The sequence below is a fragment of the Bradyrhizobium sp. 197 genome, from assembly GCF_023073375.1.
GTDB lineage: Bacteria > Pseudomonadota > Alphaproteobacteria > Rhizobiales > Xanthobacteraceae > Bradyrhizobium.
Genome location: NZ_JADPJJ010000162.1, coordinates 20672 through 32473 on the forward strand (window position 1 = coordinate 20672; position 11802 = coordinate 32473).

Annotated in this window: 10 protein-coding genes; all 10 read left to right on the plus strand. The window is 63.6% G+C overall.

Annotated elements, in window-relative coordinates; genetic code table 11:
- Positions 1–50: 50 nt before the first annotated feature.
- The 10 genes from nuoL (at position 51) to IVB27_RS35480 (ending at position 11777) form a co-directional block, all read left to right on the plus strand.
- Positions 51–2150, plus strand: coding sequence for an NADH-quinone oxidoreductase subunit L (nuoL, locus tag IVB27_RS35435; protein WP_247447334.1), 2100 nt, complete (start codon positions 51–53; stop codon positions 2148–2150).
- The gene (locus IVB27_RS35440; protein WP_247447335.1) at positions 2151–3659 is read left to right on the plus strand and encodes an NADH-quinone oxidoreductase subunit M; all 1509 of its coding nucleotides are present in this window, start codon (positions 2151–2153) and stop codon (positions 3657–3659) included. It abuts the gene before it with no gap.
- A gap of 22 nt (positions 3660–3681) precedes the next feature.
- Positions 3682–5118, plus strand: coding sequence for an NADH-quinone oxidoreductase subunit NuoN (gene nuoN, locus IVB27_RS35445; protein WP_247447336.1), 1437 nt, complete (start codon positions 3682–3684; stop codon positions 5116–5118).
- A 1-nt stretch (position 5119) separates the two neighbouring features.
- Positions 5120–5926, plus strand: a complete 807-nt coding sequence (locus IVB27_RS35450) for a biotin--[acetyl-CoA-carboxylase] ligase (protein ID WP_247447337.1) — start codon at positions 5120–5122, stop codon at positions 5924–5926.
- Positions 5926–7596 carry a ribonuclease J gene (locus tag IVB27_RS35455; RefSeq protein ID WP_247447338.1) on the plus strand — a complete coding sequence of 557 codons (1671 nt, stop codon included), beginning with the start codon at positions 5926–5928 and terminating at the stop codon, positions 7594–7596. Before IVB27_RS35450 ends, IVB27_RS35455 begins: the two co-directional genes overlap by 1 nt.
- Positions 7597–7665: 69 nt before the next feature.
- Positions 7666–8070 carry a methylmalonyl-CoA epimerase gene (gene mce / locus IVB27_RS35460; RefSeq protein WP_007603572.1) on the plus strand — a complete coding sequence of 135 codons (405 nt, stop codon included), beginning with the start codon at positions 7666–7668 and terminating at the stop codon, positions 8068–8070.
- Positions 8071–8080: 10 nt separating this feature from the next.
- The gene (locus IVB27_RS35465; RefSeq protein WP_247349302.1) at positions 8081–8356 is read left to right on the plus strand and encodes a DUF1467 family protein; all 276 of its coding nucleotides are present in this window, start codon (positions 8081–8083) and stop codon (positions 8354–8356) included.
- Between the two features lie 32 nt (positions 8357–8388).
- Positions 8389–8736: a hypothetical protein gene (locus IVB27_RS35470; RefSeq protein ID WP_247349301.1), complete on the plus strand. Its 348-nt coding sequence runs from the start codon at positions 8389–8391 to the stop codon at positions 8734–8736.
- Between the two features lie 35 nt (positions 8737–8771).
- Positions 8772–10058: an S-methyl-5-thioribose kinase gene (gene mtnK / locus IVB27_RS35475; RefSeq protein ID WP_247447339.1), complete on the plus strand. Its 1287-nt coding sequence runs from the start codon at positions 8772–8774 to the stop codon at positions 10056–10058.
- 129 nt (positions 10059–10187) lie between these two features.
- Positions 10188–11777, plus strand: coding sequence for an ABC transporter substrate-binding protein (locus IVB27_RS35480; RefSeq protein ID WP_247447340.1), 1590 nt, complete (start codon positions 10188–10190; stop codon positions 11775–11777).
- Positions 11778–11802 lie beyond the last annotated feature (25 nt).

Below are 11802 nucleotides of genomic sequence, written 5' to 3' on the forward strand. Positions count from 1 at the left end.
AAAGTGGATACCGGTTTTCCGGTCAGATCATGCGCAAAGAGAAATAAGTCATGGTCCAGGCTATCGTCTTTCTGCCTCTGCTGGGGGCCATTCTGGCTGGCCTGATCGCGCTGTTCGGCGCGCATGCCCGCAACCCCTCGGGCGACACGGTCGAGCACCACGATGATCACGGACACGGCGCACAGGCGCATGCGTCCGATACGATCAACGAGGATGCGTCGGTCATCCAGGAGTCCCATCACGAGCCCGGCGACGGTCACGACGACCATCACGGCTCCGAGCCGCCCGCGGCGGGCTCGCGCGGCGCCGAGCTGATCACCACGGCGTTCCTGTTCGTGTCGGCGGCGCTGTCCTGGATGACGCTGGTCGACGTCGGCTTCATGCACCACGACATGCGCATTCCGCTGTTGCCGTGGATTCTCTCCGGCGATCTCCAGGTCTACTGGACGCTGCGGGTCGACACGCTCACCGCGGTGATGCTGGTGGTGGTCACCACCGTGTCCTCGCTCGTGCACCTCTATTCCATCGGCTACATGGACGAGGACCCGAACCGGCCGCGCTTCTTCGGCTATCTCAGCCTGTTCACCTTCGCCATGCTGATGCTGGTGACCGCGGACAACCTCGTGCAGCTGTTCTTCGGCTGGGAAGGCGTGGGTCTGGCGAGCTATCTCCTGATCGGCTTCTGGTACCAGAAGCCGTCGGCGAACGCGGCCGCCATCAAGGCCTTCGTGGTCAACCGCGTCGGCGATTTCGGCTTCGCGCTCGGCATTTTCGCGATCTTCCTGCTGGTCGGCTCGACCGATTTCGAGACCATCTTCCATGCAGCTCCGAGCCTGACCGGCAAGACCATCGACTTCCTCGGCTGGCACGCCGATGCGCTGACCCTGACCTGCCTGCTGCTGTTCATGGGCGCGATGGGCAAATCGGCGCAGTTCCTTCTGCACACCTGGTTGCCGGACGCGATGGAGGGCCCGACCCCGGTGTCGGCGCTGATCCACGCGGCGACCATGGTCACCGCCGGTGTGTTCATGGTGGCGCGCCTGTCGCCGCTGTTCGAGCTCGCGCCGAACGCGCAGGCCGTCGTGATGTTCTTCGGCGCCACCACGGCGTTCTTCGCGGCGACCATCGGCCTCGTCCAGAACGACATCAAGCGCATCGTCGCTTACTCGACCTGTTCGCAGCTCGGCTACATGTTCGTGGCGATGGGAGCAGGGGCCTATTCGGTCGGCATGTTCCATTTGTTCACGCATGCCTTCTTCAAGGCGCTCTTGTTCTTGGGCTCCGGCTCGGTGATCTACGCGATGCATCACGAGCAGGACATCCGCAACATGGGCGGCCTCTGGCGCAAGATCCCCTACACCTACGCGGTGATGGTGGTCGGCACGCTCGCGCTCACCGGCTTCCCGCTGACCGCCGGCTATTTCTCCAAGGACGCGATCATCGAGTCCGCCTACGCCTCGCACAATCCGTTCGCGATGTACGGCTTCGTGATGACGGTCGTCGCGGCCGGCCTGACCTCGTTCTATTCGTGGCGCCTGATCTTCAAGACCTTCCACGGCGAGCCCCAGGACGAGCATCACTATGAGGCTGCGCATGAAGCGCCGATCTGGATGCTGATCCCGATCGGCGTGCTCGCGGTCGGCTCTATCTTGGCCGGCTTCCCGTTCAAGGAGCTGTTTGCCGGTCACGGCATCGAGGAGTTCTTCCGCGAGTCCGTGAAGATGAATCCGCACATCATCGAGGGGATGCACCACACCCCCGAGACCATCGCCTTCCTGCCGACGGTGATGATGGTGCTGGGCTTCCTGGTGTCGTACCTGTTCTACATCCGCCGGCCCTATCTGCCGGTCGAGCTCGCGAACACGCAGCCGATGCTGTACAAGTTCCTGCTCAACAAATGGTACTTCGACGAGCTCTACGATCTCATCTTTGTCCGTCCGGCGAAGTGGATCGGCTATCAGCTCTGGAAGAAGGGCGACGGCTTCATCATCGACGGCCTCGGCCCCGACGGCATCTCGGCCCGCGTGCTGGATGTCACCCGCAACGTCGTGAAGATCCAGACCGGCTATCTCTACCACTACGCGTTCGCCATGCTGATCGGTGCCGCCGGCCTGATCACCTGGTTCATGTTCGGCTTTGGAGGCCAGTAAATGACGACCTGGCCAATTCTATCCGTCACGACGTTCCTGCCGCTGGTCGGCGCGCTGATCGTCTATCTCAGCCGCGGCGATGACGAGGCGGCCCGGCGCAACTCGCGCTGGATCGCGCTCTGGACCACGCTGATCACCTTCGCGGTATCGGTGATCCTGGTCATGCGGTTCGACGCGTCGAACGCCGACTTCCAGTTCGTCGAGAAGGCGAACTGGCTCGCCACCGGCATCACCTATCACATGGGCGTGGACGGCATTTCGCTGCCGCTGGTGATCCTGACCACCGCCATCATGCCGTTCTGCATCATCGCGAGCTGGAAGGCGATCACCAACCGCGTCCGCGAATACATGATGGCGTTCCTGATCCTGGAAACGCTGATGATCGGCACCTTCTCGGCGCTCGATCTCGTGCTGTTCTACCTGTTCTTCGAAGGCGGCCTGATCCCGATGTTCCTGATCATCGGGGTCTGGGGCGGTCCGCGCCGGGTCTACGCGTCCTTCAAGTTCTTCCTCTACACGCTGCTCGGCTCGGTCCTGATGCTGCTCGCCATCATGGCGCTGTACTGGAACGGCGGCACCACCGACATCCCGACCCTGATGCACACGGCCGTGCCGCGCTCGTTGCAGACCTGGGCCTGGCTGGCCTTCTTCGCCTCGTTCGCGGTGAAGATGCCGATGTGGCCGGTACACACCTGGCTCCCCGACGCGCACGTCGAGGCGCCGACCGCAGGCTCCGTGGTCCTCGCCGCGATCCTGCTGAAGATGGGCGGCTATGGCTTCCTGCGCTTCTCGCTGCCGATGTTCCCCTTGGCGTCGCATGATTTCGCGCCGCTTGTGTTCACGCTCTCGGCCATCGCCATCATCTACACCTCGCTGGTGGCGCTGATGCAGGAGGACATGAAGAAGCTGATTGCGTACTCCTCAGTGGCGCATATGGGCTTCGTTACCATGGGCATCTTTGCCGGCACGATGCAGGGCGTCGCCGGTGGCGTGTTCCAGATGATCTCGCACGGCATCGTCTCCGGCGCGCTGTTCCTCTGCGTCGGCATCGTCTACGACCGCATGCATACCCGCGATATCGCGGCCTATGGCGGCCTCGTCAACCGGATGCCGCTCTACGCGCTGACCTTCATGGTCTTCACCATGGCCAATGTCGGTCTGCCCGGCACTTCCGGCTTCGTCGGCGAGTTCATGACGCTGCTCGGCACCTTCAAGGTCTCGATCCCGACCGCGTTCTTCGCCACCTTCGGCGTGATCCTGTCGGCCTGCTACGCGCTCTGGCTTTACCGCAAGGTGGTGTTCGGAGCGCTGGTCAAGCCGTCGCTGATGAGCATGAAGGATCTCACCTTCCGGGAGTGCCTGATGCTGTTCCCGCTGATCGCGCTGACGATCCTGTTCGGCATCTACCCGAAGCCGGTGCTCGACATGTCGGCGGCCTCGGTCCAGCAACTCGTCAACAATTACAACACCGCTGTGACGGCCGTGAAGGCCGCCGCACTGCTCCAGTGAGCGGGCAGGTCAGGATATCGCCATGAGCTTTGAGACTGCAGGTTATCAACTGGCGCCGGTGCTGCCCGAGCTCGTGCTTGCGATCGGGGCCATGGCGCTGCTGATGCTGGGCGCCTATCGAGGGCAGGAGACGACCAAGACGGTCACGACGCTTGCGGTGCTGCTCCTGATCGTGGTCGGCGTGCTCGAATACATGCTGCCCGCGGGCAAGCAGGTGACATTCGGCGGCAGCTTCATCGTCGACGATTTTGCCCGCTTCATGAAGATACTGGCCCTGATCGGCTCGGCGGTGACGCTGGTGCTGTCGACCGAGTTCCTGTCCGACCCGTCGCGCCGCATCTTCGAATACGCGATCCTGGTGCTGCTCTCGACTCTCGGCATGATGGTGCTGATCTCGGCCGGCGATCTGATCTCGCTCTATCTCGGCCTCGAATTGATGTCGCTCGCGCTCTACGTCGTGGCGGCCTCGAACCGCGACAACGCCAAGTCGACCGAAGCCGGCCTGAAGTACTTCGTGCTCGGCGCGCTATCCTCGGGCATGCTGCTGTACGGTTCCTCTCTGATCTATGGCTTCACCGGTACTGTGACCTTCACCGGCATCGCGGCGGCTGCGACCGTCTCGAATGTCGGCCTGGTGTTCGGCCTGGTGTTCCTGCTCGCCGGCCTCTGCTTCAAGGTCTCGGCGGTGCCGTTCCACATGTGGACGCCTGATGTTTACGAGGGCGCGCCGACCCCGGTCACCGCCTTCTTCGCCTCGGCGCCGAAGGTCGCAGCACTCGCGGTCTTCACCCGCGTCACGCTCACCGCATTCCCGGGCATCGTCTCGCAGTGGCAGCAGATCCTGGTGTTCGTGGCAATCGCCTCGATGGCGCTGGGCTCGTTCGCCGCGATCGGCCAGAGCAACATCAAGCGCCTGATGGCCTATTCCTCGATCGGCCATATGGGCTTTGCCCTGGTCGGTCTTGCCGCAGGCACGGTCGAGGGCGCGCAGGGCGTCTTGATGTACATCGTTATCTATGTCGCGATGACGCTCGGTTCGTTCTCGGTCATCCTCGCCATGAAGCGCAACGGCCAGCCCGTCGAGCAAATCAGCGATTTCGCCGGTCTGTCGCGGACCAATCCGCTGCTCGCCTTCATGTTCGCGATGCTGCTGTTCTCGCTCGCCGGCATCCCGCCGCTCGCCGGCTTCTTTGCCAAATGGTACGTCTTCGTCGCCGCCATCAAGGCGAATTTGTTCACGCTCGCTGTCGTCGGCGTGCTGACCAGCGTGGTGGGCGCCTACTACTATCTCAGCATCGTCAAGACGATGTATTTCGACGAGCCGGCCGGGCAGGTCGATCCTGTCAGGGTCGAAGTGCGGACGGTGCTGGCGGTCGCGGGCCTGTTCAACATTCTCTTCGCGCTGTTCGCGGGCCCGGTGGTGAGCGTCGCCTCCGCCGCGGCAAAGTCGCTGTTCTAGGATGGCATTCGCGCTCGGTCCCAGCGCTCTGTCGGCGGGCTACAAGCTCGCGGCTTTCGAACGGACCGGCTCGACCAATACCGAGGCGATCGAGCACGCGAGGGGCGGCGAACGTGGCCCGATGTGGTTCGTCACGTCGGAGCAGACCGCCGGCCGCGGCCGACGCCAGCGTGCCTGGATCGCGCCAAAGGGTAACCTCGCCGCCAGCGTCCTCGAAGTCCTGGACGTCGCCCCTTCCGTCGGGGCGACGATCGGCTTTGCGGCCGGGCTGGCCGAGGAGGCCGCCCTGGAAAAGGTGAGCCTGGAGGCTGCACTGCGCCTCGGCGAGGGTCGTCCCCGCTACACACTGAAATGGCCTAACGACGTGCTTGCCGGCGGCAAGAAGCTGGTCGGTATCGGCCTTGAGGCCGAAGTCGTCGGTGAACGCCTTGCCATCGTCGTCGGCATCGGCACCAACGTCGTCGCCGCGCCCGAGGGCACGCCGACGCCGGCGGTGTCGCTCGCCGCGCTCGGCGTCCAGATCAGTGCGGAGGAGCTGTTCTCGGCACTCTCTGACGCCTGGGTGGAGTTCCGCGGCATCTGGGACAATGGTCGCGGCTTTGCCGAGATCCGCAAACTATGGTTGGAGCGCGCCGCCGGCCTCGGCGAGCGGGTTGCGATCCACACGGGAGTGATGACGCTGGAAGGCATTTTTGACACGATCGACGACGCCGGCTGCCTGATCGTCCGCACCGCGGAGGGCCGGCGCGTGCCGGTGGCCGCGGGCGAGGTGTTCTTTGGCTCGGCCGCCTCCGTGGGAGCTGCGTGATGGCGAAGCCTGAAGAACTGGTATTTGCACCGCTCGGCGGTGTCGGCGAGATCGGCATGAATTTGTCGATCTACGGCCTCGGCAACCGCCAGCAGCGCGCCTGGCTGGCGATCGATCTCGGCGTCTCCTTCGGCGACGAGGAGCATCTGCCGGGCATCGACCTGATCATGCCCGACATCAGCTTTCTGGAGAAGGAGCGCAAGAACCTGATGGGCCTGGTGCTGACCCACGCCCATGAGGACCATTTCGGCGCCATCATCGACCTGTGGCCGAGGCTGAAATGCCCGATCTATGCGACGCAGTTCAGCGCCGCGCTGTTCGAAGCCAAATGCGCCGCCGAGCGCAATGCGCCGAAGATCCCGGTGACGGTGGTGCCGTCCGGCGGGCGCGTCGATATCGGTCCGTTCAACGTCGAGTTCATCCCCGTCGCGCACTCGATTCCGGAGTCGCATGCGCTGGCGATTCACACCGAAGTCGGCACGGTGCTGCACACCGGCGACTGGAAGATCGATCCGACCCCGATCATCGGCCGCCCGACCGACGAAAAGCGGCTGCGCGAGCTGGGCGATCAGGGCCTGCTCGCCTTGATCGGCGATTCCACCAACGCCGTGCGCGACGGCCGCTCACCCTCGGAAGCCGAGGTTGCGAGATCCATCACCGAGCTCGTCAAGGCCGCCAAGGGCCGCGTCGCAGTCACGACCTTTGCTTCCAATGTCGCGCGCCTCAAGGCGGTCGCCATCGCTGCGAAGGCCGCCGATCGTGAGGTCGTCGTGGTCGGCCGCGCCATGGAGCGCGTGGTGCAGGTCGCGCGCGAGACCGGCTATCTCGACGGCGTGCAGAGTTTCCGCTCCCCCGAGGTCTACGGTCATCTGCCGCAGGACAAGGTGCTGGCGCTCTGCACCGGCAGCCAGGGCGAGCCCCGTGCCGCGCTGGCGCGCATCGCCAATGACGACCATCCCGAGATCACGCTCAACCGCGGCGATAGCGTGATCTTCTCCTCGCGCACCATTCCCGGCAACGAGAAGGCGGTCGGCGCCATCATCAACGGCCTGGTTTTGCAGGGCGTGGAGGTCATCACCGACCGCGACCAGCTGGTCCATGTCTCCGGTCATCCCCGCCGCGACGAATTGCGCGACATGATCGCCTGGACCAGGCCGCAGCTCCTGATCCCCGTCCATGGCGAGGCCCTGCACCTGAACGAGCACGCCAAGCTCGCGCGCGCCGCCGGCGTGCCGCGCGTGCTGGTCTGCCGTAACGGCGATCTCGTCAAGCTCGGCCCCGGCGATCCCGGCATCATCGGGCAAGTGCCTGCGGGCCGTCTCTACAAGGACGGCACGATTCTGGAGGACTCCAAGTCCCGCGCGGTGGTCGAGCGGCGCCGCTTGGCCTTCTCCGGCTGCGCCTTTGTGGCTATCGCCATGACGCAGCAAGGCGAGCTCGTCGACGATCCCGAGGTCGATCTGATCGGCATCCCCGAGAAGAACAAAGCGGGCGAGCCCTTCGACGACATCGTCTTCGATGCCGTGGTCTCCACCATCGAAGGCCTGCCGAAGGCGCGCCGCCGCGACGCGGATGCGCTGGCGGAGTCGGTGCGACGCGCTGTCCGCTCCGTGATCAACGAACATTGGGGCAAAAAGCCCCCCTGTCTGGTACATGTGCTGACAGTATAAAGTTTGAGCATGATCTCATCGGAAAACCGCTTCACACTTTTCCGGATCATGCTCTGAGGGAGAAGAAACATGCTGGGCCGGCTCAACCATGTCGCGATCGCGACCAAGGACGCCGTCAAGGCCGCCAAAATCTATGGCGCCGCATTCGGGGCCCAGATATCGGAGGCCGTCGCGCTGCCCGAGCATGGCGTCACCACCGTGTTCGCGACCCTGCCCAACACCAAGATCGAGTTCATCGAGCCGCTCGGCGAGGCCTCGCCGATCGCAAAATTCCTGGACCGCAACGCCGACGGCGGCATCCATCATGTCTGCTACGAGGTGGTGGACATCATCGCCTCGCGCGACACGCTGGTGAAAGAGGGCGCACGCGTGCTTGGCGACGGCGTGCCGAAGATCGGCGCCCACGGCAAGCCGGTGCTGTTCCTGCATCCGAAGGATTTTTCCGGCGCGCTGGTCGAAATCGAGCAGGCGTAAGGCCGAAGCCATGGCGATCCAGCTCTCAACCGCGCTCGCGATCTACTTCGTCATCTGGTGGATTGCACTGTTTCTGACGCTGCCGTTCGGCGTACGCAGCCAGCACGAGGACGGCGTGGGCACGCCAGGCACCGATCCCGGCGCACCGATCCTGACCGGCATGCGGCGCAAGCTGATCTGGACCACGATCATCTCGGCCATCATCTACGGGATCGGCATAGCGGCCTATCACGCCGGCTATCTCTCGATCGAACGTCTGTCGAAATTGATGGGAATGCCGTTTTAGAATTTTCCGGTTGCGTGGGTTTGGGGGGACGAATGATTTTTCAGAGGATCGTCATCGCGCTGTTGGTGCTGATCGTCGCCGGTCTCGGTGCGATCGGCTATTTCGAGTGGAAGATGGCCGCGCAGGTGCGCACCCTGAAGGCGTTTGTCGAGGGCTACGTCTTCAACGACGCGGTGATGGCCTGCGAGCAGGCCAAGAGCTCGACGCCGTTCAAATGGAACGGGGGCAAGAGCACCTCGGTCATCGGCCTGAACTCGGTCAAGCTCGACAAATACAATGTCAGCGCCAGCTACACGCTGGTGGCGGACAACGTCTATTGCGATTACGATCCGGTCAAAAGAAAGGCCGAGATCGGCTCAAGCTTCCTGGAGCGGGAGTAGCGATCCGGCCATGACAAGCATGGGATGGGATCGTCATGGCGCAGGCGGAGGGGTACCGGATTCTGCATGAGGCTGACTTGCGGGACTATCTCGCAGGCGTTCCGGACCTCAAGGCGCTTCTCGGCGGCGAGGCTGCCTCCTGGTCGATCACCGAAGTCGGCGACGGCAATCTCAATCTCGTCTTTATCGTCAAGGGCGGCCGCAGCGGTGTCGCCGTGAAGCAGGCGCTGCCCTATGTCCGCCTCGTCGGCGAGAGCTGGCCGCTGCCGCTGTCCCGGGCCCATTACGAATATCTCGCTCTGTCCCGGCAGGCCCAGCTCGCGCCCGGCCTCGTGCCGGCATTGCTGCATCACGACGAGGCGCTGGCGCTGACGGTGATGGAGCTGCTCGAGCCCCACATCATCATGCGCAAGGGGATGGTCGCGGGAACGCAATATCCGGGCTTCGCCAATGACATCACCACCTTCATGGCCCGGACCTTGTTCTTCACCTCCGACCTCGCGCTGTCGGCGGCCGACAAGAAGGAGGCCATCGCGGACTTCGCCGGCAACCATGCGCTGTGCAAGATCACCGAGGATTTGATCTTCACCGACCCGTACCGCGTGGCCGTACAGAACCACTGGACCGTGCCCTACCTCAACACACTAGCCGCGAGCCTGCGTGCTGATTTGGAATTGCATGTCGCGATCTCCCGGCTGAAGCTGAAATTCATGGCGAGCCCCGAGGCGCTGATCCACGGGGACCTTCACACCGGCTCGGTCATGGTGACGGAGGGCCAAACGCGGGTGATCGATCCCGAGTTCGCGTTCTATGGTCCGATGGGGTTTGATGTCGGCGCTGTGCTGGCAAACCTGCTGATGGCCTATTTCGCGTCATCAGGCCACGAGCGCTCGCCGGGGGACCGCCGCGCCTTTGAAGGCTGGGTGCTCGAGACCGTCGAGCAGGTCTGGAACGAGTTCGCCCGCAAATTCCTCGACCTCTGGCGCGCTGGCGCGGCAGGAGATGCCTATCCGGCCTCGCTCTTCGCAGGAGAGAAGGGCGCCGCGCGGCTTGAGGCCGAGCGGCAGGCCTACATGCAGCGGCTGTTCGCCGACACGGTCGGCTTCGCCGCGGCAAAAACCATCCGCCGCATCTTCGGTCTCGCCCACAATATCGATTTCGAGCTGATCGAGGATCCGCGCAGGCGCGCGATCAGCGAAGCACGCGCCGTGAGGCTGGCAAGGACGATGATGCTCGAGGCGGGGGCATTTCCGACCATTGTGGACGTCACTGCTGCAGCGCGAAAATTGCGCGACTGGCAGCCGGAGCTCGCGACTGGCTAGGGCGCGTACTCACAAATCGGGGCCCGAGCTCTGCGCCCGCATACGTCAACCCCTTCAAGGCGCTTGCGCTCGACGTGCCGCGGATGGTCAACTCTCGAACCGGAGCACGCCTGCGTTGTTGGGGGACACATGATCTTCAGGATAGTGGCAATCGTCGCTGGTTTTGGACTGGCGCTCGTCGCCTCGGCGGAGGCCCAGACACCGCGAAAGGGCGGAACAATCCGCATGACCGCGCCTTATGGTTCGAGCTTCACAAGCCTGGACATTCATACGACGCAGCGCGCCCAGGACGAAATCTACGCCAAGGCTCTGCATCGGTCGCTCTACATCTGGAATTCCACGGAAGGCAAGCCGGTTCTGGAGCTTGCCAAGGAGGACGTCGTCTCGGGCGGAGGTCTCGTTCACACCTTCAAGCTGCGCGACGACGCCTATTTCCACAACGGCCGCAAGATGACGGCCGACGACGTCATCTGGACCTACAACCGCATCATGGACGGCACCAAGGCCTATCCCGGCGCGCGCTATGTCCGCGTGATCGAGGGCGCGGCCGCGGTCGAGAAGGGCCAGGCCAAGGAAATCTCCGGCCTGAAGAAAATCGACGACTTCACACTTGAGATGAAGCTGACCGAGAAAGTCGATCCAGGCTTCTACTTCTGGAACGCGATAACTTCGATCTATCCCGCCGACGAAGCCGCCAAGGAGAGCTTTCTCCAGAAGCCGATCGGTCTTGGGCCCTTCAAGTTCGTCGAGCACGTGCCGGGATCGCGCATCGTTCTGGAGCGGTGGGACCGGTTCTACAAGCCCGGCAAACCCTATGCTGACAAGATCATCGTGTCGGTCATGGGCGAGGCCGCGGCACGCGATGTCGCCTTCCGAAACAAGGAGATCGACACCTCGGTGCTGGGACCTGCGCAATATGTGGCCTATCAGAACGACGCCGACCTCAAGGGCACCGTCGTCGAGGTCGCCGAGGTCTTCACCCGCTACATGGGGATGAACCCCGCGTTCAAGCCGTTCGCCGACAAGCGGGTCCGGCAGGCGATCAACTATGCGATCGACACCGACCTGATCATCAACAAGCTGGTCAAGGGCAAGGCCTATCGCGCCACCAGCTGGCTGCCGCTGACCTCGCCCGCCTACGACAAGGCCATGAAGCCCTACGCCTTCGATCCCGCCAAGGCCAAGCAGCTGCTCGCTGACGCCGGCTATCCCTCGGGCTTCGAATTCGAATGGACCACCAGCCAGAATGAAAGCTGGGGTCTGCCGATCGTCTCGGCCGTCATCCCGATGCTGGACAAGGTCGGCATCAAGGTGAAAGTCAAGCAGGTCGAGACCGCGGTACTGGCGGAGGTGGTTCGCAGCGGCGATTACCAGGCCTTCATCTATTCCCAGGCGAGCGGCCCGGATCCGCAGGCCGCCCTCAAATGCTTCCACTCGGCGACGCCGCAACCAGCCTGCAACTACATGAACTTCAAAAATGCCGACTTCGACAAGATGGTCGATGAGGCCGGACAGGCCGACGATCCCGCCAAGCGCGCCCAGCTGCTGCAAAAGGCCAACGCCCTGCTCTACGAAGAGGCGCCGGTCTGGTTCTTCAACTACAACAAGGCGGTCATGGCGGTGCAGCCGTGGCTCAAGGGGATTCAGCTGAACGCGACGGAGCTGACCCATCAGAACGTCGAAGACCTCTGGGTCGACGAGACCTCGCCCGCGAAGTGACACGCGCTCTCGGGCTCCCTCCATC